19 protein-coding genes and 1 tRNA gene are annotated in these 25,006 nt (G+C 70.7%); 18 read left to right on the top strand and 2 right to left on the bottom strand.

Annotated elements, in window-relative coordinates:
* Positions 1 to 19: 19 nt before the first annotated feature.
* The 3 genes from AB0I23_RS15615 to AB0I23_RS15625 are packed head-to-tail and all read left to right on the top strand — an operon-like array spanning position 20 to position 1,111.
* A complete protein-coding gene (locus AB0I23_RS15615) occupies positions 20 to 229 on the top strand; it encodes a DUF4244 domain-containing protein (RefSeq protein WP_359109716.1) in 210 nt (69 codons plus the stop codon).
* Positions 216 to 614 (top strand): TadE family type IV pilus minor pilin, encoded by a 399-nt coding sequence (locus AB0I23_RS15620; protein ID WP_359109717.1) that lies wholly within the window; start codon positions 216 to 218, stop codon positions 612 to 614. The genes AB0I23_RS15615 and AB0I23_RS15620 overlap by 14 nt, the downstream gene beginning before the upstream one ends.
* Before the next feature lie 50 nt (positions 615 to 664).
* A complete protein-coding gene (locus AB0I23_RS15625) occupies positions 665 to 1,111 on the top strand; it encodes an Rv3654c family TadE-like protein (RefSeq protein ID WP_436846936.1) in 447 nt (148 codons plus the stop codon).
* On the opposite strand, the gene AB0I23_RS15630 is transcribed toward AB0I23_RS15625, so the two are convergent.
* The gene (locus AB0I23_RS15630; protein WP_359109719.1) at positions 1,008 to 3,530 is read right to left on the bottom strand and encodes a DEAD/DEAH box helicase; all 2,523 of its coding nucleotides are present in this window, start codon (positions 3,528 to 3,530) and stop codon (positions 1,008 to 1,010) included. The genes AB0I23_RS15625 and AB0I23_RS15630 overlap by 104 nt on opposite strands.
* 78 nt (positions 3,531 to 3,608) lie before the next feature.
* On the opposite strand from AB0I23_RS15630, the gene AB0I23_RS15635 reads away from it, so the two are divergent.
* The 15 genes from AB0I23_RS15635 (at position 3,609) to AB0I23_RS15705 (ending at position 23,823) form a co-directional block, all read left to right on the top strand.
* Positions 3,609 to 3,962 carry an STAS domain-containing protein gene (locus AB0I23_RS15635; protein ID WP_003967428.1) on the top strand — a complete coding sequence of 118 codons (354 nt, stop codon included), beginning with the start codon at positions 3,609 to 3,611 and terminating at the stop codon, positions 3,960 to 3,962.
* A 402-nt stretch (positions 3,963 to 4,364) separates the two neighbouring features.
* Positions 4,365 to 4,838: an ATP-binding protein gene (locus AB0I23_RS15640; RefSeq protein WP_037690937.1), complete on the top strand. Its 474-nt coding sequence runs from the start codon at positions 4,365 to 4,367 to the stop codon at positions 4,836 to 4,838.
* A gap of 287 nt (positions 4,839 to 5,125) precedes the next feature.
* The gene (locus AB0I23_RS15645) at positions 5,126 to 7,558 is read left to right on the top strand and encodes a sodium-translocating pyrophosphatase (RefSeq protein ID WP_359109720.1); all 2,433 of its coding nucleotides are present in this window, start codon (positions 5,126 to 5,128) and stop codon (positions 7,556 to 7,558) included.
* Positions 7,559 to 7,860: 302 nt separating this feature from the next.
* Complete coding sequence (locus tag AB0I23_RS15650) at positions 7,861 to 8,487, top strand: small secreted protein (RefSeq protein WP_359109721.1); 627 nt, start codon at positions 7,861 to 7,863, stop codon at positions 8,485 to 8,487.
* 80 nt (positions 8,488 to 8,567) lie between these two features.
* On the top strand, positions 8,568 to 10,079 hold the full coding sequence (locus AB0I23_RS15655; RefSeq protein WP_359109722.1) for a class I SAM-dependent methyltransferase: 1,512 nt from the start codon (positions 8,568 to 8,570) through the stop codon (positions 10,077 to 10,079).
* A gap of 28 nt (positions 10,080 to 10,107) precedes the next feature.
* The gene (locus AB0I23_RS15660) at positions 10,108 to 11,115 is read left to right on the top strand and encodes an ArsR/SmtB family transcription factor (RefSeq protein ID WP_359109723.1); all 1,008 of its coding nucleotides are present in this window, start codon (positions 10,108 to 10,110) and stop codon (positions 11,113 to 11,115) included.
* A gap of 84 nt (positions 11,116 to 11,199) precedes the next feature.
* Entirely contained in the window at positions 11,200 to 12,231 is a 1,032-nt protein-coding gene (locus AB0I23_RS15665; RefSeq protein WP_359109724.1) for an ABC transporter ATP-binding protein, read from the top strand.
* On the top strand, positions 12,228 to 13,031 hold the full coding sequence (locus tag AB0I23_RS15670) for an ABC transporter permease (protein ID WP_359109725.1): 804 nt from the start codon (positions 12,228 to 12,230) through the stop codon (positions 13,029 to 13,031). Before AB0I23_RS15665 ends, AB0I23_RS15670 begins: the two co-directional genes overlap by 4 nt.
* An 85-nt stretch (positions 13,032 to 13,116) precedes the next feature.
* Positions 13,117 to 13,932, top strand: coding sequence for an ABC transporter permease (locus AB0I23_RS15675; RefSeq protein WP_359109726.1), 816 nt, complete (start codon positions 13,117 to 13,119; stop codon positions 13,930 to 13,932).
* Between the two features lie 150 nt (positions 13,933 to 14,082).
* Positions 14,083 to 14,280 carry a hypothetical protein gene (locus AB0I23_RS15680; RefSeq protein WP_359109727.1) on the top strand — a complete coding sequence of 66 codons (198 nt, stop codon included), beginning with the start codon at positions 14,083 to 14,085 and terminating at the stop codon, positions 14,278 to 14,280.
* 335 nt (positions 14,281 to 14,615) lie between these two features.
* Positions 14,616 to 17,414 (top strand): type I DNA topoisomerase, encoded by a 2,799-nt coding sequence (gene topA / locus AB0I23_RS15685; protein ID WP_359109728.1) that lies wholly within the window; start codon positions 14,616 to 14,618, stop codon positions 17,412 to 17,414.
* A gap of 151 nt (positions 17,415 to 17,565) precedes the next feature.
* Positions 17,566 to 20,685, top strand: a complete 3,120-nt coding sequence (tmk, locus tag AB0I23_RS15690) for a dTMP kinase (RefSeq protein ID WP_359109729.1) — start codon at positions 17,566 to 17,568, stop codon at positions 20,683 to 20,685.
* 116 nt (positions 20,686 to 20,801) lie between these two features.
* Positions 20,802 to 22,007, top strand: a complete 1,206-nt coding sequence (locus AB0I23_RS15695; protein ID WP_359109730.1) for a DNA polymerase III subunit delta' — start codon at positions 20,802 to 20,804, stop codon at positions 22,005 to 22,007.
* Between the two features lie 88 nt (positions 22,008 to 22,095).
* Complete coding sequence (locus tag AB0I23_RS15700) at positions 22,096 to 23,625, top strand: alpha/beta hydrolase (protein WP_359109731.1); 1,530 nt, start codon at positions 22,096 to 22,098, stop codon at positions 23,623 to 23,625.
* Positions 23,626 to 23,749: 124 nt separating this feature from the next.
* Positions 23,750 to 23,823, top strand: a tRNA-Thr gene (locus AB0I23_RS15705).
* Positions 23,824 to 24,534: 711 nt separating this feature from the next.
* On the opposite strand, the gene AB0I23_RS15710 is transcribed toward AB0I23_RS15705, so the two are convergent.
* Complete coding sequence (locus tag AB0I23_RS15710) at positions 24,535 to 25,002, bottom strand: MarR family winged helix-turn-helix transcriptional regulator (protein WP_359109732.1); 468 nt, start codon at positions 25,000 to 25,002, stop codon at positions 24,535 to 24,537.
* Positions 25,003 to 25,006 lie beyond the last annotated feature (4 nt).

A 25,006-nucleotide genomic window follows, 5' to 3' on the forward strand; every position in this document is an offset into this window, starting at 1 on the left:
AACACTTTCGGGGGTTGACATGGCATGGCGAATCAAGCGAATCAGCGGCTGGGCACGCGGTGTGGTGCGCCGAGTCCGGACGGACCGCGGCATGACGACGTCCGAGTACGCGGTGGGGACGATCGCCGCCTGTGCGCTGGCCGCAGTGCTCTACAAGGTGGTCACGAGTCCGCCGGTCATGGCGGCACTGCAGTCGATTCTCACGGACGCTCTCGATGCCAAGGTCTGAGAGGCGTTCGGGGGGCGGAGTCGGGGACTGCGACGGGAGACGTGACCGGGGTGCGGTGACGGCGGAGGCGGCCATGGTGATTCCGGTGCTGGTGTTGTTCGCCCTGGCACTCCTCTGGGCGCTGATGGCCGCCTCTGCCCAGATCCGGTGTGTGGATGCGGCAAGGGCCGGGGCGAGGGCGGCGGCCCGGTCCGAACCCGAGGCGCAGGTGCTGGCCGTCACCCGTTCGGTGGCACCCGACCGGGCACGGGTGGAGGTGGAACGGGCCGGGGAGCTGTGGCGGGTACGCGTGGCTGCGCCGACGCCCGGACCGGGTGCGCTGGCCCCGACGCTGAGAGCGGACGCGGCAGCGATGGCCGAGGACACGGTGGGGGCGGAGCCGTGACGGGGGCGTTCGGGGCGGTGCCCCTGCGACGAGAGCGGGGGCCGCGGTGGGTGCGACGGGTCTGGCGCGTGTTGGGTTCGCGCGGGTGTGGGGAGGGCCGTGATCGAGGGGTGGCGACGGTGTGGGTGGCGGTGACCACGGCAGCGCTGTGCGCGGTGTTCGCGGCCGTGCTTGCGCTCGGCCAAGTGGTGGTCGCCCGGCACCGGGCCGGCGGGGCGGCGGACCTGGCGGCCCTGGCCGCGGCCGACCGGGCCCTGCGGGGGGCCGAGGCGGCGTGCGGGGCGGCCGCGGAGGTGGCCGAGGCGCAGGGTGCGGCGGTGGTGCGGTGCGCCGTGCAGGGGGAGATCGCCGATGTGACGGCCCGGGTGCGGTTCGGGCCGTACGCACCCGAGGTCAGGTCCCGGGCGGGCCCTCCGACGGGAGATCCCGGTCCGCCGGGCTCGGCGGCTCCCCCGTCTCTTCCGGGTCCGCCGGGGCGGAGCGGAGGACTTCGGTGAGGAGGCGTACGGCACCTCGCTTGTGCAGTGGGTCGTTACCGTTGCCGCACTTGGGGGACTGGATGCACGACGGGCAGCCCGCTTCGCACTCGCAGGACGCGATGGCCTGGCGGGTCGCGGTGAGCCAGCCGCGGGCGGTGTGGAAGGCCCGCTCGGCGAATCCGGCGCCGCCCGGATGACCGTCGTACACGAACACCGTCGGCAGCAGGGTGTCCGGATGGAGGGGTACGGAGACGCCGCCGATGTCCCAGCGGTCGCAGGTGGCGAAGAGGGGCAGCATCCCGATCGATGCGTGTTCGGCGGCATGCAGGGCGCCACCGAGGATCTCCGGGTTGATGCGGGCGTTGTCCAGCTGGTCCTGGGTGATCGTCCACCACACCGCGCGGGTGCGCAGCGTCCGGCGCGGCAGATCGAGTTTGGTCTCGCCGAGGACCTCGCCGGTGATCAGTTTGCGACGTAGGAAGGAGACGACCTGGTTGGTGACCTCCACAGAGCCGTAGCAGAGCCGTCCGTCACCCCAGGGGATCTCTGTGTCGGTCTCCAGGACGGTGATGGAAGTGGTGTCCCGGGCAGTCGTCGAGTACGGCGGATTTGCCTCCTCGACCAGCGCCACCGAGTCCTCCAGATCCAGTTTCCGGACCAGATAGGTGCGGCCCTGGTGGAGGTGGACGGCCCCTGCGTGGACGGCGGTGTGCGCGGCCGACTCGTCGACGGTGCCCAGCAGTCGGCCGGTGCCCTCTTCGACGATCTGGACCGGGCGACCGCCCTCGCCCCGGATGTCGGTGAGATCGGCGGCCCGCTCGCGGCGGGTCCAGTGCCAGCCCGTCGCCCGCTTGCGCAGCAGCTTCGCGGCCTCCAGTTGCGGCAGCAGCTCGGCCACGGCCGGCCCGAACAGCTCCAGGTCGCTCTCGGTGAGCGGAAGCTCGGCGGCGGCCGCGCACAGATGGGGGGCGAGGACGTACGGGTTGTCCGGGTCCAGAACGGTCGACTCCACGGGTTGCTGGAACAGAGCCTCGGGGTGGTGGACGAGGAAGGTGTCCAGCGGGTCGTCGCGGGCCACCAGGATGGCCAGGGCGCCCTGGCCGGCGCGTCCGGCGCGGCCCGCCTGCTGCCACAGCGACGCCCTGGTGCCGGGATAACCGGCGATGACGACGGCATCCAGGCCCGAGACGTCGATGCCGAGTTCGAGGGCGGTGGTGGCGGCCAGACCGAGCAGTCGGCCGGAGTGCAGGGCGCGCTCGAGCGCGCGGCGTTCCTCGGGGAGGTAACCCCCGCGGTAGGCGGCGACCCGGGCGGGCAGCGAGTGGTCCACCTCGGCGAGGCGCTCCTTGGCAATGACGGAGATGAGCTCGGCGCCGCGCCGGGAGCGTACGAAGGCGACCGAGCGGACGCCCTGGACGGTCAGGTCGGTGAGCAGGTCGGCGGTCTCGGCGATGGCCGTACGGCGTACGGGGGCGCCCTTCTCGCCATGCAGCTCGGTCAGCGGCGGCTCCCACAGGGCGAAGACCATCTCGCCGCGGGGCGAGGCGTCGTCGGCGACCTCTATGACCGGTAGGCCGGTGAGGCGGCCCGCGGCGACCGAGGGCTGCGCGGCGGTCGCCGAGGCGAGCAGGAAGACCGGATCGGCTCCGTATCGGGCGCACAGGCGGCGGAGCCGGCGCACCACCTGGGCGACGTGGGAGCCGAAGACGCCGCGATAGGTGTGGCACTCGTCGATGACGACATAGCGCAGAGCGCGCAGGAAGGAGGACCAGCGCGGATGGGACGGGAGGATCCCGCGGTGCAGCATGTCGGGGTTGGTCAGGACGTAGTTGGCGTACTGACGTACCCATTCGCGTTCCTCGACCGGAGTGTCGCCGTCGTAGACCGCGGGTCTGACCGCGTTGCCGAGCGGTGCGGCGAGGTCCTTGACCGAACGCCGTTGATCGGCGGCGAGCGCCTTGGTGGGGGCGAGGTACAGGGCGGTCGCGCCACGGCCGTTGGGGGCCTCGGAGCCGTCGAGCAGGGCGCTGAGGACCGGGGCGAGGTAGGCGAGCGACTTGCCGGAGGCGGTTCCCGTGGCGATCACGACGGATCTGCCGGCCAGGGCGTGTTCCGCGGCGGCCGCCTGGTGTGCCCACGGGTGGTCGATACCGGCCTTCTGGATGGCGGCGATCACTTCTGGCCGGATGCGATCGGGCCAGATGGCATGGGTTCCCGTTCGCGGGGGCAAGTGCTCCGTATGAGTGATGCGCGCGGACCGGCCCGCCGCTGCGGCGAGCCGGTCGAGGACCATGGCGGGAGAGGGGCGGGAGTCCCTGCTCTCGGGTGGTCGACTGGGGCGGTGATTCTTGGCCATTGGCACCGAGTGTGTCACCGCCGTGACGGACAATGGTCCCAAGGCGTCGTGCATGGCTGCTGGTAAGTGATTGAATGCCATCGCGGCTGGCGATCCGTCCCCTGGCTCCGTCGGGGAGACCGAGGGGCGACCGCTCGATAGCAAGGTGCTGGAGGATCCGTGGACCTGTCCTTGTCGACTCGCAATGTGTCCGGCCCTGGTGGCGACCGTACGGTCGTCGAGGTCGGTGGCGAGATTGATGTGTATACCGCGCCCAAGCTGCGCGAGCAGTTGGTCGAGTTGGTGAATGACGGCAGCTACCACCTGGTTGTCGACATGGAAGGTGTCGACTTCCTCGACTCCACCGGCCTCGGCGTGCTCGTGGGCGGCCTGAAGCGTGTCCGGGCCCATGAGGGCTCACTGCGCCTGGTCTGCAACCAGGAGCGCATTCTCAAGATCTTCCGGATTACTGGTCTGACCAAGGTGTTCCCGATCCACACCACGGTCGACGAGGCTGTCGCGGCCACCGACTGACGGCTGGCCGCCCGCGTTTCGGATCGGCCGGAGGCCGGTCCGGCAGGCGGTCGCCCGGCAGGCGGCAGTCCGGTGAACAGCCGGGCCGGGCCGCGGACCGTTCGGCGGGCGGCTGGTTCGGTGGATGTCGTGGTGCCAGGTCATCGGCATTCCGGCAGCCGGGCCGGGCCGTCGGCTGTGACACGCCCGGCAGCGGGCTGTCGGCCATCGGTGCGGACGGCTTCCGGGCGTCGACGGGGCGACCCGTCGGCGGGCCGGTGGGCCGTCGGTCGGCACATCAGCTGTCGGTGGGCCGGTGGCTGAGCCGGCTTCCGGAGGAAGAAGAGAGAAGAAGAGAGCGGGGGTACCGGGCAGTGCGCCCGGGCCCCTGAGATGCACGCCCGTACGTTTGAGGGGGATCGCATGGCCACCGTTGAACTCCGTTTCAGCGCCCAGCCCGAACACGTCAGGACGGCCCGCCTCGTGGCGGCCGCCGTGGCGCGCCGGGCCGGGGTCGACGAGGCTGTGCTCGACGAGGTCCGACTCGCCGTCGGTGAGGCCTGCAGCCGCGCTGTAGGGCTGCACCGCAGCCACGGCATCACCGCTCCGGTCAAGGTGGTCCTGACCGAGGAGGAGAAGTCCTTCTCCATCGAGGTCGGCGACGAGGTGCCTGGCCCCGGTGGTGAGACCGGAGCCGCCGAGGCGCCCGGGACGTCCGGCGCCACGCCCGGAGCAGGCGCCGGCCAACCGGACACCGAGACCGACGCCGACAGCGAGGACGAGATGGGTCTCGCGGTCATCAGCGGCCTCGTCGACGACGTGGAGGTCAGATCGGGAGCCGACGGCGAAGTGATCCGCATGAGCTGGCCGAAGACGCCCGCAACGGCACATCCCTGAGGCGCCGGAGGCCTCACAGCGGGCCGGCCCGTCGCGGCGCCGCGACGATCCGTCACTCCTGATCCACTCTCCGAGGCCCTGCCGAGCAGGGCCTTTTTTCATTTCTGCTTGATCAGCGATCCACGGGCAATGCTTCTGTCCCATTACTGCATTCGGATCAACCCGAGGGTGCGATCATTTATCGATCGGCGGGTAAAGTCGATTTACATTTCCCGCGCACTGTTTTGATCAGGTTCTGCTCCCTACAATCCGTCCACGTCTTGAGCGCTGAGCGTCAAGGAGGACGTATGGCGGGCTTCATCAACACACCAATGGCAGAACTGCCCGAAGTTTCCGCACTTTCCGACCGACCCACCTCTCTCGCGGCCGCGGTCCTCACCGCTGACAACCGCGTCATCGTGATCGTCATCGCGATCGTCGCCGTCGCCGCACTGATCGTCGCCCGACTGCTGGCCCGCCAGGTGTTGGCCGCCGGTGAGGGCACCGACCGCATGAAGGAGATCGCGGCGGCCGTCCAGGAAGGCGCGAACGCCTATCTGGCCCGGCAGCTGCGCACGGTCGGCGTCTTTGCCGTCGTGGTCTTCTTCCTGCTTCTGCTGCTTCCGGCCGACAACTGGTCGCAGCGCGCCGGCCGGTCGATGTTCTTCCTGGTGGGTGCGCTTTTCTCGGCGACCACCGGATACATCGGCATGCGTCTGGCCGTCCGCAGCAATGTGCGGGTGGCCGCCGCCGCGCGTGAAGCGACTCCGGCGGACGGCGAACCGGAAAAAGATCTCACCGAGGTATCGCACCGGGCGATGAAGATTGCTTTCCGCACGGGCGGCGTGGTCGGCATGATCACGGTGGGGCTCGGACTGCTCGGTGCCTCATGCGTGGTTCTCGCCTATGCCGCCGACGCGCCCAAGGTGCTCGAGGGCTTCGGGCTCGGTGCCGCGCTCATCGCCATGTTCATGAGGGTCGGCGGCGGCATCTTCACCAAGGCCGCCGATGTGGGCGCCGACCTCGTGGGCAAGGTCGAGCAGGGCATCCCGGAGGACGACCCGCGCAACGCCGCCACCATTGCCGACAACGTGGGCGACAACGTCGGCGACTGCGCGGGCATGGCGGCCGACCTGTTCGAGTCGTACGCCGTGACGCTCGTCGCCGCGCTCATCCTCGGCAAGGCCGCTTTCGGCGACGCAGGACTGGCCTTTCCCCTGATCGTTCCGGCGATCGGCGTGGTCACCGCGATGATCGGCATCTTCGCGGTCGCCCCGCGGCGCGCCGACCGCAGCGGGATGACCGCCATCAACCGCGGCTTCTTCATCTCCGCGGTGATCTCGCTCGTCCTGGTGGCGGTGGCCGTCTTCGTTTACCTCCCGTCCTCGTACGCCGACCTGAACGGCGTCACCGACGGCGCCATCACCGCGCACAGCGGTGACCCTCGGCTCTTCGCCCTGGTCGCCGTCGCCATCGGCATCGTGCTGGCAGCGCTGATCCAGCAGCTCACCGGCTACTTCACCGAGACCGGCCGGCGCCCCGTCCAGGACATCGGCAAGTCCTCGCTGACCGGCCCGGCCACCGTCGTACTCGCCGGGATCTCCATCGGTCTGGAGTCCGCCGTCTACACCGCGCTGCTGATCGGCCTCGGCGTCTACGGGGCGTTCCTGCTCGGCGGTACGTCGATCATGCTGGCGCTCTTCGCGGTGGCCCTCGCCGGGACCGGGCTGCTCACCACCGTCGGTGTCATCGTCGCCATGGACACCTTCGGACCGGTCTCCGACAACGCGCAGGGCATCGCCGAGATGTCCGGCGACGTCACCGGCGCCGGTGCCCAGGTCCTCACCGATCTGGACGCCGTCGGCAACACCACCAAGGCCATCACCAAGGGCATCGCCATCGCCACCGCCGTGCTGGCGGCGTCGGCGCTCTTCGGCTCGTACCGCGACGCGATCGCCACGGCGGTCGACGACGTGGGTGCCAAGGCAGGGGAATTGACCCTCAGCCTCGACATCTCGCAGCCCAACAACCTGGTGGGGCTGATCCTCGGAGCCGCGGTCGTCTTCCTGTTCTCCGGCCTGGCCATCAACGCGGTGTCCCGGTCCGCCGGATCCGTGGTCTACGAGGTGCGGCGGCAGTTCCGCGAGCACCCCGGGATCATGGACTACACCGAGAAGCCGGAGTACGGGCGCGTCGTCGACATCTGCACCAAGGACGCGCTGCGTGAGCTCGCCACGCCCGGGCTGCTCGCGGTGCTGGCGCCGATCGCGGTGGGCTTCACCCTCGGTGTCGGGGCGCTCGGTTCGTATCTCGCGGGCGCGATCGGCACCGGGACGCTGATGGCGGTCTTCCTCGCCAACTCCGGAGGCGCGTGGGACAACGCCAAGAAGCTCGTCGAGGACGGTCATTACGGCGGCAAGGGCAGCGAGGCCCACGCCGCGACCGTGATCGGCGACACGGTCGGCGATCCGTTCAAGGACACGGCGGGACCGGCGATCAACCCGCTGCTCAAGGTGATGAACCTGGTGGCGCTGCTCATCGCGCCGGCGGTGGTGCAGTTCAGCTACGGGGAGAACGCGAGCGCGGGCGTGCGGGCGGTGGTGGCGGTGCTCGCCCTCGCCGTCATCGTCGGCGCGGTCTATGTCTCCAAGCGTCGCGGGATCGCCGTGGGCGACGAGGACGACTCCGATGACGACGGCGGCGCGACTGCCATGTCGACCGATCCTGCGGCCGTTTCATGAGGCGGGTGAAGGGAAGAGTGCGACAGCCCGCGGGCTGCGCCTGATCAACCAGGGGCAGCACCTGATCAAGCAAGGGCATGACCTGGTCAAAAGAACGGGTGGGCGGCGCACTCTGAGGCGTTGTCCACCCGTTTGCCGTTCGCCCGGCGCACGCGTTCACCCGTTCGCGCGTGAGTTGTATCTCCCCCATTTCCCTTGGTGCAAATGGCTGCAAAAGGCCATCCATCGGACGCCCGGCATCCGGATGGAGCTCATGTGGCGTGTAAGTTCCGGGGCCGAGAGCCTTGGAAGGGACCGATCCGGTGAACAAGAAGCTTGCAGCCGCACTGTCCGGCGGTGCGGTACTGGTACTTACGCTGTCCGGCTGCAGCGGCAACAGCGGCAGCGACAACAAGGTCAACGACTGGGCCAAGAAGGTCTGTGACCAGGTCAAGCCCCAGCTGCAGAAGATCGCGAACGCCAACGCCGCCATCCAGCAGCAGACCGCCGACAACAGCAAGCCCGCCGATGTCCAGAAGACCGACTCGGCCGCCTTCCAGCAGATCTCGCAGGCGTACAAAGCGCTGGGCACAGCTGTGGACTCGGCGGGCGCACCGCCGGTCGACGACGGCGCGACCACGCACAAGGAGGCCGTGAAGGAGCTCAATGCCTCCTCGGCCGCGTACGCGGAGCTGCAGAAGAAGGTCGACGCGCTCGACACCAAGGACCAGGCGAAGTTCGCCGACGGTCTGAAGGGCATCGCCGACGAGCTGAACAAGATCAGCACCAGTGGCGACCAGGCGCTGAAGAAGCTCCAGTCCGGCGAGGTCGGCATCGCGATGGCCAAGCAGCCGGGCTGCCAGAAGCCGACGGCTTCGGTCCCGCCGGCCGCCACGCCGTCGAAGGCCCCCGAGAAGTCGGCTTCCGCGTCGCCCAGCAAGAAGCCCTGACAGCGGTGGTACGACCGGCCCGGCAGCTCCGACGCTGCCGGGCCGCTGCCGTTGTCGGTGGGAGCGGCCACAATGGGCGGGTGAGTACGACCAGTCTCCCCGCGCCCGACCGTTCGCCCCGGCTCCGTGAAGCCCTGCTTGCCGCCGCCTTCACCGCCGACGGTCTCCTCGACCTGCTCGGCGCGCCCGCCTATGCCGCGCTCGCCCGCAGCGAGACGGTTCCGGCACTGCGGGCCACCCGCGGCGACTCCCCGCTCGACACGCTGGTGCGGCTCTTCCTGCTTCAGTGCCCCGTCCCGTACGAACGGGCCCGCGCCGCGTTCCCGCTGGACGAATGCGTCGAGGACGGCTGGGTGATCCGTGCGGGCGACGAGGTGCGTGCCACCGTCGATGTGCGGCCGTACAGCGGGCCCGACGGACAGGACTGGTTCATCGTCTCGGACCTGGGCTGCGCGGTCGGCGGCGCGGCCGGCATCGGTTCGCACGAGGAGGGAGTGGTCCTCGGGGTCGGTGGGGCGTCCTCCACACTCGCCGGGATCACCGTCCGTACGCCGGTCGCCTCCGCGCTCGATCTCGGTACGGGCTCCGGCATCCAGGCGCTGCACGCCGCGCAGCACGCCATCCGGGTCACGGCCACGGACCTCAACCCCCGCGCCCTCGCCTTCACCCGGCTGACCCTCGCCCTGTCCGGTGCCGCCCCGGCCGATCTGCGCGAGGGCTCACTCTTCGAACCGGTCGGCACCGAGACGTACGACCTCATCGTGTCGAATCCGCCGTTCGTCATCTCACCGGGCGCCCGTCTCACGTACCGCGACGGCGGCATGGGCGGCGACGACCTGTGCCGGACGCTGGTGCAGCAGGCCGGCGACCGGCTGAACGAGGGGGGATACGCGCACTTCCTCGCCAACTGGCAGCACGTCGAGGGCGAGGAGTGGCAGGACCGCCTGCGTTCCTGGGTGCCGCGCGACTGCGACGCCTGGGTCGTCCAGCGCGAGGTGCAGGACATCACGCAGTACGCGGAGCTGTGGCTGCGCGACAGCGGCGACCACCGTACGGACCCCGCGGAGTACGCGGCACGGTACGACGCCTGGCTGGACGAGTTCGAGGCCCGCAAGACGAAGGGCGTCGGCTTCGGCTGGATCACGCTCCGGAAGTCCGCGGCCGCGGCCGACGGGAATCCGTCGGTCGTGATCGAGGAGTGGCCGCATCCGGTGGAACAGCCGCTCGGCGCGGCCGTGGAGGCCTACTTCGCGCGCCAGGACTATCTGCGGACGCACGACGACGCGGCGCTGCTCGCCGACCACTTCACGCTGGCCCCGGAAGTGATGCAGGAGCAGGTCGGACTGCCGGGCGCGGAGGACCCCGAGCATGTGGTGCTGCGTCAGAACCACGGCATGCGGCGCGCGACGAAGGTCGACGCGGTCGGCGCCGGTTTCGCGGGCGTCTGCGACGGGACGCTGCCCGCGGGCCGGATCCTGGACGCGATCGCCCAGTTGATGAACGAGGACCCGGTACTGCTGCGCGACCGTACCCCGCAGGCGATCCGGCTGCTGGTGGAGGAAGGGTTCCTGGAGCCGGTGGGGGAGGCCTGATGAGCGCGGAGCGGACGGTGACCGCCGGGTGATCCGGATCGAGCTGGACGAGGCGGCGCTCGGCGCGACCCGGATTGCCATCAGCCCGCTGTGGGACGCCTTCTGCAGCCTGCATCTGGCCAAGCCGCACCGGACGCCCTCCTGGCCGTACGAGAAGTGGGTCGGGCGGGCCCGTGAAGTGCTGCGCGAGGACGACCGGACCGCGGCGCTGCAGCTGCTGATCGACGGCCCGCTGAGCTTCCCGGACTTCCTGCTTCCCCGGCCGGTCGGCGCCTCGTCCGTCGAGACGGAGCTGGACATCATCAGGGCCACGCCGCCCGAGGTCGTACGGGCCGGGGTCGAGGAGCACTATCCGGGACTCGAGGACCATCCGCGCATCCGGCCCTATCTGGCGGATCCGGAGGCGGCCTGCGCCGCGCTCGCGGATTCCTACGCCGCGTACTGGGAAGGGGCGATGGAGCCGCACTGGCCGACGGTGCGGCGCCTCGTCGAGGACGAAGTCCTCATCCGCGCACGGACGTTCGCCACCGAGGGCGTGGACGCGCTCTTCACCGGACTGGAGGCGCGGGCCAGGTGGACGCCGCCCGTCCTTGAGCTGACCAAGCACATCGACGCCGAGTACCGGGCGGGCGAGCGGCGGCTCCTGCTGGTACCGCTCGTCTTCGCCGAGGGCTGCCGGCTCTACTCCACCGACGATCCCGAGGTCCTCGCCGTCTCCTTCCAGGCCCGGGGCGCGGGCGCGCTCCGCGAACCCGCCGGGGCGGGACCGGAGGCCACCGACCGGCTCGGCGTGCTGCTCGGACGGGGCCGGGCATCGGTGCTGCGCCAGCTCGGCGGTCCGCTCACCACGGCCGGGATAGCCGACCGGCTCGGGCTCGCCCCGAGCACGGTCTCGGAGCATCTGTCCGTCCTCGCCGACGCGGACGTCGTCACCCGCCACCGGGTCGGGCGCAGCGTCTACTACCAGCTGACGGACACCGGCCGGGCGCTGCTCGCGCTGCTCTCGGGCGAGGACGTGCTGCGCGCCGTGTCCTGACCGGATCGGACCGGACGACGGCGATGATTCGGCCGCTCCCGAATCGATGGCAGGCGCGGTACGGGCGGGCCTAGCGTCCGCGCCATGCTTGCGATCGAGGCGAAGAATCTCCGCCGCACCTACACCAGCCGCACCGGCTTTCTGCGCCCCCGCCGTACCGCGACCGAAGCCGTGCGCGGCGTCAGTTTCGAGGTGGCGCGCGGCGAGCTGTTCGGACTGCTCGGCCCCAACGGCGCGGGCAAGACCACCACCATCAAGATGCTCAACACCCTGCTGCTGCCCACCTCCGGCACGGCCCGGGTCCTCGGCCATGACGTGGCGTCCGACCCCGTCGCCGTACGCCGCAGGATCGGTTACGTCTTCGGCGGCGACCGGGGCCTGTACGACCGGCTCTCCGCCCTCGACAACCTGCGCTACTTCGCCGAGCTGTACGGTGTCGAACCGCGCGACCAGAGGCGCCGGATCGACGAACTCCTCGATCTGGTCGGTCTGGCAGGCCGGGAGAAGGAACGCGTCGAGGGCTACTCGCGTGGGATGCGGCAACGCCTGCACATCGCCCGTGGCCTGCTGCACAAGCCCGATGTCCTCTTCCTCGACGAGCCGTCCATCGGCGTGGACCCGGTGGCGGCGCGCGATCTGCGCCGTACCGTCGCCGATCTGCGGACCGGTGGCACCACCGTCCTGCTCACCACCCACTACATGGCCGAGGCAGATGAGTTGTGCGACCGGATCGCAGTGATCGCGGGCGGCACGATCCAGGCGCTCGGCACCCCGGACCGGCTCAAGTGCCGGGTCCAGGGGCGCGACATCCTGGAGATCGAGGCGTACGGAGCGACCGATGAGCACCTCGACCGCATCCGGGAACTGCCCGGGGTGCGCGGGGTGGCGGCAGAGGAGCACGGCAGCCGGCAGGCCGTCACGGTGCAGACGGAGCGGGGCGCCGAGCTGCACACACGGGTCCTGGCCGCGCTCGACGGGATCCGGATCGGACGCGTCGTCACTCGTGAACCCACCCTGGAGGACGCGTACATCGCGATCGTCGAGGAGTCGGAGAGCGGTGCGGACCGTGTGCCCGGGGCCACGGTGGCCGACCGGTCCGAGGAGGTCGCGGCATGACCAGGAAGACGACCGTGCCGCGGGTGCTGCGCCTGACCGTCGTCGGCGTTCGTACCCATGTTTCGTACATGAGCCGCTCACCGCTCGAAATCACCTTCGCCGTCCTCGTTCCCCTCGTGTACGCGACCCTCGCCGTCTACCTCTTCCGTGCCGCGGACGACCCCGGCCGGCTGCTGACGGCTGCTGTCGGAGCGGGGCTGATGGGCATCTGGTCCTCGGTGCTCTTCGGATCGGGCGGAGCCGTACAGAACCAGCGCTGGCTCGGCACCCTGGAGACGCTGGTCAGCTCGCCCACACCGCTCTCCCTCGTCCTTCTGCCCATCACGCTCGCCACGGCCGTCATCGGCACGTACGCCATGGGCGCGACCGTGATCTGGGGCGCGGTGCTCTTCGATGTGCCTCTCGACTTCGCCCACCCGTTGCTGTTCCTGGCGGCCGTACCGGTGTGCGTCCTGTCGCTCGGGATGATGGGGCTGCTCCTCGCCGCCACGTTCGTGCTGCTGCGCAACGCCAACGCCCTCGCCAACCCGCTGGACACGCCCGTGTGGCTGCTGTCCGGGATGCTCGTGCCCATCACCGTGCTGCCGGACTGGACGCGTCCCGTCTCCTGGGCGCTGCCCACCACGTGGGGTTCGCGGGCCGTACACGCGGCGACCTCGGGCGGCCCGTCCGCCGGTGAGGTGCTGGCCCCGATGGCCGTGGCCCTCGCCCTCGGTGTGTTCTACGGGCTGATCGCCGTGCTGGTCCTGGGGCGGGTCGAACGCCGGGCACGGGCCGCGGCGACGCTCTCCCTCGCCTGAAACCTGAAGCCTGAAGCCTGAAGCCTGTAGCCGGACGGCCGGACGGCCGGACGGCCCCACAGCCCCGAAGCCCTGGAGTTCCCGCATGCCCTTCCTCTCCCTCTCCTTCGCCCGAAGGAGCGTCCGTACGCTGCGACTCGTCGTGGTCGGTGGCGCCCTCTCGTACCGGGCGCTCTTCAACTGGACGACGCCGCCCATGTTCATCGGCACCCTGCTGGTCGGCCCGCTCCTGCAACTGCTGTTCTTCGTCTTCCTCGGACGGCAGCTGGGAGTCGGCGACGACCGCTTCTACCTGATGGGCAACGCCGTTGTCGCCGCATCCACCGCCTGCGTCTACGGCGGCACCATGGCCATCGCCAACGAGCGTCGCTACGGCACCCTCGGCGCGGTGCTGCTGAGTCCTCGGCACCGGGCTCCGCTCTGGTTCGGGCGCGCCCTGCCGTACGTACTGAATGGCCTCCTCATCAGTGTCTTCACGCTCACCGTCGCCTCTCTCCTGCTGGGTCTGCGGATTCCGGTTGATGCGCTGCCCGGTCTCGCCGCAGTGCTGCTCGCCGCGTCGGCCGGGTGCTCCGCCCTCGGCCTCGCCCTCGGAGCGCTGGGACTGCGTTTCCGTGATGTGTTCCTGGTGTCCAATGTGGCCGCTTCCGTACTCCTGCTGCTGACCGGCGCGAATGTGCCGCGCGAGACCCTGCCGGGGTGGATGCGGGCCGTCGGGGACGTTCTCCCGCTGACTCATGCCGCCGAGGCCGCACGGGAGTTGTCCGCAGGTGGTGGCCTCGACCGGGGGCGGCTCGGTGCCGAGCTGGCGACGGGGGCCGGATACGCGGTGCTCGCCGTGGTCCTGTTGGCGCTGTTCGAACGCGGCAGTCGGCGCCGCGCGACCCTCGACCTGATGTGATCCGGCCAACCTGGGCGGAGCGCCCGGGGGGACCGTGGCGCCGGAGTTCACCCGGGGTTCGCATCGGTGTCGCCCCGAGGTGGCAGCCTCCCCCCTGACTCGACGCGGGCAGTGGCCCCGGGCCGGGCGGGGACAGAGAGGCGTACGGCCATGGAGAGCGGACCTGCGGTATTCGCCGGAACGACGTTCACGCTGTTCGGGACCGCGCTGCTGGTCTGGACGGGGGCGCGCGTCGTGCACCGCGCGCCGGTGGCGCACGAGGTGCGCCCCGTTGTCTCCGCCACACTCGCCACTCTGTTCGGCGTACTTTGCCTCCTCCTCGGTGTGGGGTGTCTCACCCGCATCTGATCCACCGCTGCGGCCTCGGCATCCACGTCGCCCACCGTGTGATCACCCGGCCCGGGAGGTGAACACGCCCGGCTGTCCCGCTCCTCTCCTCCGGCGGCCGCAGCACCGCCACGGCGCTGCGAAACCCGCAGGCAGCGACCGCGCACGCCGCGTATCGGGCACTCCGGGCGGCAGGAATGGCGGAAGTCGGGTTACCGTTCGAGTGGCCGTTGCGGGCTTTTGCCGTTTGACACGGGGGCGGGTTGTACCGTCACACTCCGCAGCGACAGCACCGTCGGCAGCGTCATCGCGCTGCCCGGATGCCCACTGAGTGTCGACCGGAGAGAAGAGCGAAGTTGTCCCCGACCAGCGAGACCGCACAGGGCGGCCGCCGACTCGTCATCGTCGAGTCGCCTGCCAAGGCGAAGACGATCAAGGGCTACCTCGGCCCCGGATACGTCGTCGAGGCGAGCGTCGGGCACATCCGCGACCTGCCGAACGGCGCCGCAGAGGTGCCGGACGAGTACACCGGCGAGGTCCGTCGGCTCGGCGTCGACGTCGAGCATGACTTCCAGCCCATCTATGTCGTCAACGCGGACAAGAAGGCGCAGGTCAGGAAACTCAAGCAGCTGCTGGCCGAGTCCGACGAACTCTTCCTCGCCACCGATGAGGACCGCGAGGGCGAAGCCATCGCGTGGCACCTGCAGGAAGTGCTCAAGCCGAAGGTCCCGGTCCACCGGATGGTCTTCCACGAGATCACCAAGGACGCGATCCGGGAGGCGGTGGCCAACCCGCGCGAGCTCAATCAGCGCATGGTCGACGCCCAGGAGACCCGCCGTATCCTCGACCGTCTCTACGGCTACGAGGTCTCGCCGGTCCTGTGGAAGAAGGTCATGCCGCGGCTGTCGGCCGGCCGCGTCCAGTCCGTCGCCACCCGCCTCGTCGTCGAGCGGGAGCGCGAGCGCATCGCCTTCCGTTCCGCCGAGTACTGGGATCTGACCGGCACCTTTGCCACCGGCCGTACCGGTGACGCCTCCGACCCGTCGACGCTGACCGCCCGCCTCAGCGCGGTCGACGGCCGCCGGATCGCCCAGGGCCGCGACTTCGGTCCGGACGGACAGCTGAAATCCGGCTCCGGCCAGGTGCTGCACCTGGACGAGACGAACGCCCGGGCCCTGGCCACCGCGCTCGCCGACTCCGCGTTCGCCGTACGGTCCGTCGAGTCGAAGCCGTACCGCCGCTCCCCGTACGCCCCGTTCCGCACGACGACCCTCCAGCAGGAGGCGAGCCGGAAGCTGGGCTTCGGGGCGAAGGCCACCATGCAGGTCGCACAGAAGCTGTACGAGAACGGCTTCATCACCTACATGCGTACCGACTCCACGACCCTCTCCGACACCGCGGTCTCCGCGGCGAGGGCGCAGGTCACGCAGTTGTACGGCGCCGACTACCTGCCGGACAAGCCGCGTACGTACGTCGGGAAGGTCAAGAACGCGCAGGAGGCGCACGAGGCGATCCGCCCCTCGGGCGACCGTTTCCGCACGCCCGCCGAGACCGGTCTGACCGGCGACCAGTTCCGGCTCTACGAACTGATCTGGAAGCGGACCGTCGCCTCCCAGATGAAGGACGCGGTCGGTAACTCCGTCACCGTGAAGATCGGCGGCCGGGCGGGCGACGGACGCGACGCCGAGTTCTCGGCGTCCGGCAAGACGATCACCTTCCACGGCTTCATGAAGGCGTACGTCGAAGGCGCCGACGACCCGAACGCCGAGCTCGACGACCGCGAGCGCCGCTTGCCGCAGGTCGCCGAGGGCGACGCGCTGTCCGCCGACGAGATCTCGGTCGACGGCCACGCCACCAAGCCGCCGGCCCGCTACACCGAGGCCTCGCTGGTCAAGGAGCTGGAAGAGCGCGAGATCGGCCGCCCGTCGACGTACGCCTCCATCATTGGCACCATTCTCGACCGCGGCTACGTCTTCAAGAAGGGCACGGCGCTCGTCCCGTCCTTCCTCTCCTTCGCCGTGGTCAACCTGCTGGAGAAGCACTTCGGCCGGCTCGTCGACTACGACTTCACCGCGCGGATGGAGGACGACCTCGACCGCATCGCGCGGGGCGAGGCCCAGTCCGTGCCGTGGCTGAGGCGTTTCTACTTCGGCGAGGGCGACGACACCGTCAGTGGCGCGGCCTCCGCCGCGGGCAACGGCGACGGCGACCACCTCGGCGGTCTCAAGGAGCTCGTCACCGACCTCGGCGCGATCGACGCCCGGGAGATCTCCTCCTTCCCCGTCGGCAACGACATCAAGCTCCGCGTCGGGCGGTACGGCCCGTACATCGAGCGCGGGGAGAAGGACGCCGAAGGCCACCAGCGCGCGGACGTGCCGGAGGACCTGGCGCCCGACGAGCTGTCGGTCGAGTACGCGGAGGAGCTGCTGGCCAAGCCGAGCGGTGACTACGAGCTCGGCGCGGACCCGGTCACCGGCAACCAGATCATCGCGAAGGACGGCCGGTACGGCCCGTACGTCACCGAGGTGCTGCCCGAGGGCACGCCGAAGACCGGCAAGAACGCGGTGAAGCCGCGGACCGCGTCGCTCTTCAAGTCGATGTCGCTGGACACGGTGACGCTGGCGGACGCGCTCAAGCTGATGTCGCTGCCGCGGGTCGTCGGCGAGGACGCCGAGGGTGTCGAGATCACTGCGCAGAACGGCCGCTACGGCCCGTACCTGAAGAAGGGCACGGACTCGCGTTCGCTGACGTCCGAGGACCAGCTCTTCGACATCACGCTCGAAGAGGCCCTCGCGATCTACGCCCAGCCCAAGCAGCGGGGGCGCGCCGCCGCCAAGCCGCCGCTGAAGGAACTGGGCACGGACCCGGTGAGCGGCGCTCCGGTCGTCGTCAAGGACGGGCGCTTCGGCGCGTACGTCACCGACGGCGAGACGAACGCGACGCTGCGGACCGACGACAGCGTCGAGGACATCACGCCGGAGCGCGGCTACGAGCTCCTGGCGGAGAAGCGCGCCAAGGGACCCGCCAAGAAGAAGACGGCGAAGAAGGCCCCGGCGAAGAAGGCGCCCGCGAAGAAGGCGACGACGGCCAAGAAGGCGGCGGCGAAGAAGACGACGGCCGCCAAGAAGACGACCGCGGCGTCCGTGGAGGACTGACCGCACCGGCGGTCAACGCGTTTCCGAACACCCGAGGGGCTGGACATTCCAGCCCCTCCGGCGTGCGGGGAGCATCTCCGCATCCCGCTCGGGCGCCCATATGTTCGGACGGGGCCATCGCCGAGCGCACCACTCCGGATAGGCTGGGCGGATGACGCGAGCCGAGCAGCCAACGGTCGTGAGCCCCACCTCCGACACACTTGCCGCAGACTCACGCGAGCGCGCCGTACGAGCCCTGTTGCGTGTTCCCCCGCTGAGGCGGTTGTGGAGCGCCCAGCTCGTCGGCGGTATCGGCGATGCACTCGCCCTTCTCGTGCTGGTGCTGCTGTCGCTGCAAGCGGCGGTCCTTGAGGGCTCATTCGGATCCGGATACCGCGGGGCGGCCTTTGCCGTCGCCGCCGTGTTCGGTGCCCGAATCCTTGCCACGCTCCTCTTCGGAGCCGTACTCCTGGGGCCGCTGACGACGCTCACCGCGCCCGGTGGACCGCTGGACCGGCGGTGGCTGATGATCGGGGCGGACGGCCTCCGGCTCGCGCTGCTCGTCGTCGCGCCGCTGTGGATCGACTGGATGCCCGACCGGGCGCTCATGATGATCCTCATCACGGTCTTCCTCACCGGCGCCGGCGAACGGCTGTGGACGGTCGCGAAGGAGAGCGCCGCGCCCGCGCTGCTGCCCTCCCCGCCCCCCGAGGTCGCCGTGGTGCGCCCGCTGCCGGACCACCTCGACGCCCTGCGCAGGCTCTCCCTCCGTACGGACTTCGCCGCCGTCCCCGCCGCCGCGGCCGTTCTCCTGATCGCCACGCTGATCGGCAATCTGCTGGGCTCGGGTCTCGAGTGGTTCTCCTTCCACCAGGCGGCCCTCGGCTCGTACGTCGCGGCCGGACTGTTCTCCGCCTCGATCTCGACCCTCTACTTCCTCGAACTTCCCGGCTCGCCGACGCCCCGCCCGCGCTCGCCCCTGGAGGGCCTGCGACGGCCGTCCACCGGCAGCGGCCCGGACAAGGGTCGCACCGGTGCCGTCCCGATGATCGTCGGCGCGTGCGCGGCCGTCGCCGGAGCGATCGCCGCCGCGGCCGCCGTCTTCGCACTGCACGCCGACGACCTCGGTGGCGGGCCGGTCACGTTCGCCCTGCTGATCCTCGCCCTGACGGGCGCCACGGCTGCCGGTATCCGTACCGCGGAAAAGGTGCTGCCCACCCTGTCGCGACGCCGGCTGCTGGCCTTCGCCACCGCCGTCACCGGGGTCGCGCTCCTCGCGACGGGGCTGGTGCCGGACACGGCGACCGTGGTGTTCCTCGCGGTCCTCGCGGGTTACGCGGCGGGTGTCGCGGCCAACACGGGCCACACGCTCGTCGACCAGGAGACCGAGGAGTCCCGCCGGGCCAGGGCGACCGAGCACCTCCAGGCAGTCGTCCGGGTCCCGATCGCGCTCGGCGCGGTCGGGGGGCCGCTGCTGGCCGCAGCGATCGGCACCCATCGGCTGACGGTCGGCGGCTTCGTCTTCGCGCACGGCGGCGCCGCGTTCGCCCTCATGCTCATCGGCGCCCTGCTGCTGCCGGTCGCCGCCATCGTCCTCGCGAAGACGGACGACCGTTCCGGAGTGCCGCTGCGCCGTGATCTGCGCGAGGCCCTGCGCGGCGGCGAGCCGGCTGTCGCGCCCGCCGCCACCGGCTTCTTCCTGGTTCTGGAGGGCGGTGACGGGGCCGGTAAGTCCACCCAGGTCGAGGCGCTCGCCGAGTGGATCCGGGCCAAGGGCCATGAGGTCGTCGTCACCCGCGAGCCGGGCGCCACACCGGTCGGCAAGCGGCTGCGCTCGATCCTGCTCGACGTGTCGTCGGCCGGGCTCTCGAACCGGGCCGAGGCGCTGCTCTACGCCGCCGACCGCGCCGAGCACATCGACTCGGTGGTCCGTCCGGCGCTGGAGCGCGGCGCGATCGTCATCTCCGACCGCTACATCGACTCGTCCGTCGCCTACCAGGGCGCGGGACGCGACCTCTCCCCGACCGAGATCGCCCGGATCTCGCGGTGGGCGACGAGTGGACTCGTTCCGCATCTGACGGTGCTGCTCGATGTCGACCCCGAGACCGCGCGGGAACGGTTCACCGAGGCGCCCGACCGGCTGGAGTCCGAGCCGCCCGAGTTCCACGCCCGGGTACGGTCCGGTTTCCTCACGCTGGCCGCCGCGGACCCGACCCGCTACCTGGTGGTGGACGCCGGCCAGGAACCGGAATCGATCACCACCGTTGTGCGTCACCGGCTCGACCAGCTCCTGCCGCTCTCCGAGGCCGAGATCAAGGCCCAGGAGGAGGCGCGCAAGGCGGCTGAGGAAGAGGCCAGGCGCAAGGCCGAGGAAGAGGCGGCGCGCAGGGCGGAGGAGGAGCGGCTGGAGCGCGAGCGTCAGGAGCAGCTCGCCAAGCTCCGCGCCGAGGAGGAGGAGCGCAAGCGCCAGGAGCTGGAGGAGGCGCGGCAGCGCGAGGCCGAGCGGCAGGCGGAGGAGGCCCGGCAGCGGGCCGAGGAGGCCCGTCGTGTCGCCGAGGAGGAGCGGGCCAGGCGCGAGGCCGAGGAGCAGGCGCGCGAGGCCGAACAGGAGCGGCTGCGCAGGCAGGCCCAGGAGGAGGCCCGGCTGCGCAAGGAGGCCGAGGCGCGGCGGCTGGAGAAGCAGCGCAAGGCGGAGGAGGCGCTGCTGCGGGCCGAGGCGGCCCGGCGGCAGGCCTCCGCCGCCGCGGCGGCGGAGGCCGCCCGCGCGCAGGCGGCCGCTTCCGTCCCGGACAACGAGCTGACGGTGCCGACGCCGGTCGTGAGCCCGAACGAGGTGACGCAGCCGGTGCCGTCACCGGTCGACACGCCTTCGGACCAGGCCGAGACGACGATGATCCCGAGGATCGCCGATTCGTCCGAGCGGCCTGCGGTACGGGACGCCACGGGCTCCGCGGACGAGACGGCGGTACTCCCGCCGGTACGGGACGAGCAGCCGGCGGACCGGGTTCCGCGGGGCATCTTCCGCGACGAGCGCCCGGCGGACGCCGGGCCGGAGGGCGAGAACGAGCGCACCCGTGAGCTGCCGCAGTTCAGCGATCCGCATGCTGCCCCGGAGGCCTCCGAGGACCGGCGCCAGGAGCGTCCGGGCAGCGGCCGCCGCCATCGCCCGGACTGGGCCGAGGAGACTCCGCTGGACGATCTGCCGACCCTGGCCGACGAACTGCTCGGTGACCACGACCGGGACGACGAGGGCCGCGGCACTTCCGGACGGGGCCGCCGGCCGCGCCGCTGAGAGCGGCCGCGGCGGGTGGGCCCGGGAAGGGCCGGACCGGATCGCCGGGAATGTCAGACCCTTCCCCCACAATGGGAAGCCGGAGCCGTAGACCACCACCGAAAGGGCGGTGACCCATGACCGTATGGGACGACCTGGTCGGCCAGGGCCGGGTGCAGGAGCAGCTCGGTGCCGCCGCCCGGGACGCCGATGCGCTGGTCACCGCCATTTCCATGGGGGAGCAGGTGCCTTTGGGGTCGAAGATGACCCACGCCTGGCTGTTCACCGGACCGCCGGGTTCCGGGCGGTCCACCGCTGCCCGCGCCTTCGCCGCCGCGCTCCAGTGCACCAGCCCGGACCGCGCGCTGGGCGGCGCACCGGGGTGCGGTTTCTGCGACGGCTGCCACACCAGCCTCATCGGGACGCATGCCGACGTCGAGGTGGTCCGTACGGACCTGCTCTCCATCGGCGTGAAGGAGACCCGTGAGCTGGTCCGCCGCGCCCAGCTGTCCCCGGCGGTGGGCCGCTGGCAGGTGATCATCCTGGAGGACGCCGACCGTCTCACCGAGGGCGCGGGAAACGTGCTCCTGAAGGCGGTCGAGGAGCCCGCGCCCCGTACGGTGTGGCTGCTCTGCGCGCCCTCGCTCGAAGATGTGCTGCCCACCATCCGGTCCCGCTGCCGTCACCTCACCCTGCGCACGCCCGCCGTCGACGCCGTTGCCGATGTGCTGGTCCGGCGTGACGGCATCGAGCCGGAGCGGGCCGCGGCAGCCGCTCGAGCAACCCAGGGGCACATCGGCCGGGCCCGCCGCCTGGTCACCGACGAGAAGGCCCGTGCACGCCGCGCGGCCGTGCTCAAGCTTCCGCTCCGGGTGGAGGACATCGGCGGTTGCCTCAAGGCCGCCCAGGAGTTGATCGACACCGCCGCGGAGGACGCGAAGCAGGTCGCCGAAGAGGTGGACGTCAAGGAGACGGAGGACATGAAGGCCGCCCTCGGCGCGGCTGCCGGAGGCCGGATGCCGCGTGGCACGGCCGGGGTGATGAAGGAGCTGGAGGACAGGCAGAAGCGCCGCAAGACCCGTACCCAGCGCGACAGCCTCGACCTCGCCCTCACCGATCTGACGGGCTTCTACCGCGACGTACTGGCGCTGCAGCTGGGCTCGCAGATCGCCCTCGCCAATGTCGATGTACGGGACGCACTCGACCGCATCGCCGGGGCCTCCACGCCCGAGCGCACCCTGCGCCGGATCGAGGCGGTGATCGCCTGCCGCCGGGCGCTGGACCGCAATGTGGCGCCACTGCTCGCGGTGGAGGCGATGACGATGGCTCTGCGCGCCGGCTGATCCGGCAGCGGTTCCTGTCGCGCACCGCCGATTCATCCGAATGGGTAACGAAACGGGCCAGTCGCCCCTCGGCGGCTACGCTCCGGGGATGGATACCAGGCGTCTGCTCCGTACCTTCGCCACCGTGCTCGGCACGACCGGCCTACTCATCTCCGGCTGCAGCAAAGACAGTTCGACGACGAGTGCGTCGAGCTCGACGCCCGCCGCGTCCGCGGCGCTCCAGCGCTACTACGCGCAGCAACTGACCTGGCGGGACTGCGGCGTCTCCGGTTTCCAGTGCGCCACGATGAAGGCGCCGCGCGACTACAAGAAGCCGGACGGCGGCGACATCAAGCTGGCCGTCTCCCGCAAGAAGGCCACCGGACCGGGCAAGCGGATCGGCTCCCTGCTGGTGAACCCGGGCGGCCCCGGCGGCTCGGCCGTCGGCTATCTCCAGAGCTACGCGGCCCTGGGCTACCCCGCCCCGGTCCGCGCCCGCTACGACATGGTCGCCATCGACCCGCGTGGCGTCGCCCGCAGCGAGCCCGTGGAATGCCTCAGCGGCCCGCAGATGGACGCGTACACCCAGGTCGACCAGACCCCCGACGACAGCGCCGAGGTCACGAAGCTGGGCGCCGCCTTCGACGAGTTCGCCAACGGCTGCGAGCAGCGCTCCGGCACGATCCTCCCGCATGTCTCCACCGTCGAGACCGCCCGCGACATGGACATCCTGCGAACCCTGCTCGGCGACGAGAAGCTGACGTACGTCGGGGCGTCGTACGGCACCTTCCTCGGTGCGACGTACGCCGAACTCTTCCCCGGCCGGACCGGCCGTCTTGTCCTCGACGGTGCGATGGACCCGTCGCTTTCGTCGCTGGAGATGAACCGCGACCAGACGGCGGGCTTCGAGGGCGCCTTCCAGTCGTTCGCGGCGGACTGCGTGAAGAAGTCGGACTGCCCGCTCGGCACCACCTCCACCGCCGACGCCGCGACGCATCTGAAGCAGCTCTTCACCGATCTCGACGCCAGGCCCGTCCCCGCAGGCGACTCCCGCAAACTCGGCGAGTCCCTCGCCACCACCGGTGTCATCGCCGCCATGTACGACGAGGGGGCCTGGCCCCAGCTCCGTAGCGCCCTCGCCGGCGCGCGGGCGGGCGACGGGTCCGGCCTGCTCGCCCTGGCCGACAGCTACTACGAGCGCAAGCCGAACGGCACGTACGCGAATCTCATGTTCGCGAACGCCGCGGTGAACTGCCTGGACGCGCCCCCGGCCTTCACCGGCCCGGACGCCGTCGACCAAGCCCTCCCCAGCTTCGAGAAGGCCTCTCCGGTCTTCGGCAAGGCCTTCGCCTGGGCCGCCCTGAACTGTGCCCACTGGCCCGCCGCGCCCACCGGCACCGCGCACCGCATCACGGCGAAGGGCGCGTCCCCGATCGTCGTGGTCGGCACCACCCGTGACCCTGCGACCCCGTACAAGTGGGCCCGCTCCCTCGCCACCCAGCTCTCCTCGGGCAGACTCCTCACGTACGAGGGCGACGGTCACACCGCATACGGCCGCGGCAGCGACTGCATCGACACGGCGATCAACACGTACCTACTGGACGGCACCCCGCCGGCCGACGGCACGAAGTGCTCCTGACTCCCTGCGGCCTTCCCCACCCCTGACCTGCGCATACGGCCCCTGAGACGGGTGGTGCGGAGCACCCTCCGAAACTGTGTAAACTTAGCGACGCTGCTGCTCGCACCATAGTGCGACAGGGCGTGCCGCCTTAGCTCAGTTGGCCAGAGCAACGCACTCGTAATGCGTAGGTCTCGGGTTCGAATCCCGAAGGCGGCTCTGTGGAAGCCTCAGGACTCACTCGCCGTGACCTGGGGCTTTTGCTTTTCCTCGATCAGTTCGTGGTCTACATCACACGCCTGCTTCGGCTCCGAATCGGCTCATGGGGGCCAGATGGGGGCCCGCGCTCGTAATGCGTAGGTCTCGGGTTCGAATCCCGAAGGCGGCTCCATGGTGAACCCCAGGTCAGGCCTCTGACTTGGGGTTTCCTCTTTTAGCTGACCTTGGAATTCGGGCTTATCGGACACTTGTGGCCTGCGTATCGTAATGCGCAGGTCGAAGGTTCACTCCTCGTTGCCGGTGAGTCTTCCGAGTTCCTGACCTGCTTTTTTGTCGCATTGACTGGCCGGATCGGACAGGCGGCCACCGCCTCCGGTGGGCGGCCGGTGGACAGCTGTGCATGGCAGTCCGTCAGGACTGCCATGTCGTGGCCGGTCGAGACCAGGTTCTCGGCTGGTCCGAGGGGCAGTGGTCGACCGCGCCGATCTGTGCTGTTACGACAGCTGGGCGGGTCATTCCCGGCATCCGACTCGCTCGCGGTCGTAGCCGCGAGCGGCGCCCGGCCATCGTCCGTGGCATGGATCATGTGGGCGCAGCTTGCCGCCGCCGTGCATCGTCACCCCACCCTGACGGGGGCTCGCGGTGATGGTGTCGTCGACGTCTGTCCGGGTGCGGGCCTGTACTGGGGACGTGGTTGCGCGGTTCGTCGGTTCAGTCAGCGGCGCCATCCAGCTTGGTGGCAATGCGTTCGAGCGCCGCGAGGTCCTCCGGGGTGAGCCGGTCTACGAAGTGGCGTCTCACCGACGCGACGTGGGCGGGGGCGATGCTCCTGAGCGTCTCCAGGCCCTGCTCGCTGAGGATCAGGAAGCACCCCCTGCCGTCAGCCGGGTCCGGAGCGCGCCGAACGAGGCCGCGTGCTTCCATGCGTGTGGCGTGGCGGGACAGGCGGCTTCGTGACCACTCCATTTTGGCTGCCTGCTCGCGCAGGGTGCTGGTGTTGCCCGGCCGCTCCGAGAGGGTGCTGAGCACCTCGTAGTCCGGTTCGGACAATCCGTGCTCCGCCAGATCCTGCGCCGTGCGCGCCTGTACGGCGATCACCATGCGGCGGTACGCCCGCCAAGCGCGCTCCTCCTCCGGGGCCAGCCAGCGGGTGACGGGACGGGAAGACCTCGTTGACATGTAA

It is taken from the genome of Streptomyces atratus, assembly GCF_040655115.1.
Taxonomy (GTDB): Bacteria; Actinomycetota; Actinomycetes; order Streptomycetales; family Streptomycetaceae; genus Streptomyces; species Streptomyces atratus_D.

What these genes read in the sequence shown, in the direction of transcription:
- AB0I23_RS15615 (WP_359109716.1), top strand. Translation starts at nt 20, where the DNA reads ATGGCATGGCGAATCAAGCGAATCAGCGGCTGGGCACGCGGTGTGGTG.
- AB0I23_RS15620 (WP_359109717.1), top strand. Translation starts at nt 216, where the DNA reads ATGCCAAGGTCTGAGAGGCGTTCGGGGGGCGGAGTCGGGGACTGCGAC.
- AB0I23_RS15630 (WP_359109719.1), bottom strand. Translation starts at nt 3,530, where the DNA reads ATGGCATTCAATCACTTACCAGCAGCCATGCACGACGCCTTGGGACCA.
- AB0I23_RS15640 (WP_037690937.1), top strand. Translation starts at nt 4,365, where the DNA reads ATGGCCACCGTTGAACTCCGTTTCAGCGCCCAGCCCGAACACGTCAGG.
- AB0I23_RS15645 (WP_359109720.1), top strand. Translation starts at nt 5,126, where the DNA reads ATGGCGGGCTTCATCAACACACCAATGGCAGAACTGCCCGAAGTTTCC.
- AB0I23_RS15665 (WP_359109724.1), top strand. Translation starts at nt 11,200, where the DNA reads ATGCTTGCGATCGAGGCGAAGAATCTCCGCCGCACCTACACCAGCCGC.
- AB0I23_RS15670 (WP_359109725.1), top strand. Translation starts at nt 12,228, where the DNA reads ATGACCAGGAAGACGACCGTGCCGCGGGTGCTGCGCCTGACCGTCGTC.
- AB0I23_RS15675 (WP_359109726.1), top strand. Translation starts at nt 13,117, where the DNA reads ATGCCCTTCCTCTCCCTCTCCTTCGCCCGAAGGAGCGTCCGTACGCTG.
- AB0I23_RS15680 (WP_359109727.1), top strand. Translation starts at nt 14,083, where the DNA reads ATGGAGAGCGGACCTGCGGTATTCGCCGGAACGACGTTCACGCTGTTC.
- tmk (WP_359109729.1), top strand. Translation starts at nt 17,566, where the DNA reads ATGACGCGAGCCGAGCAGCCAACGGTCGTGAGCCCCACCTCCGACACA.
- AB0I23_RS15695 (WP_359109730.1), top strand. Translation starts at nt 20,802, where the DNA reads ATGACCGTATGGGACGACCTGGTCGGCCAGGGCCGGGTGCAGGAGCAG.
- AB0I23_RS15700 (WP_359109731.1), top strand. Translation starts at nt 22,096, where the DNA reads ATGGATACCAGGCGTCTGCTCCGTACCTTCGCCACCGTGCTCGGCACG.
- AB0I23_RS15710 (WP_359109732.1), bottom strand. Translation starts at nt 25,002, where the DNA reads ATGTCAACGAGGTCTTCCCGTCCCGTCACCCGCTGGCTGGCCCCGGAG.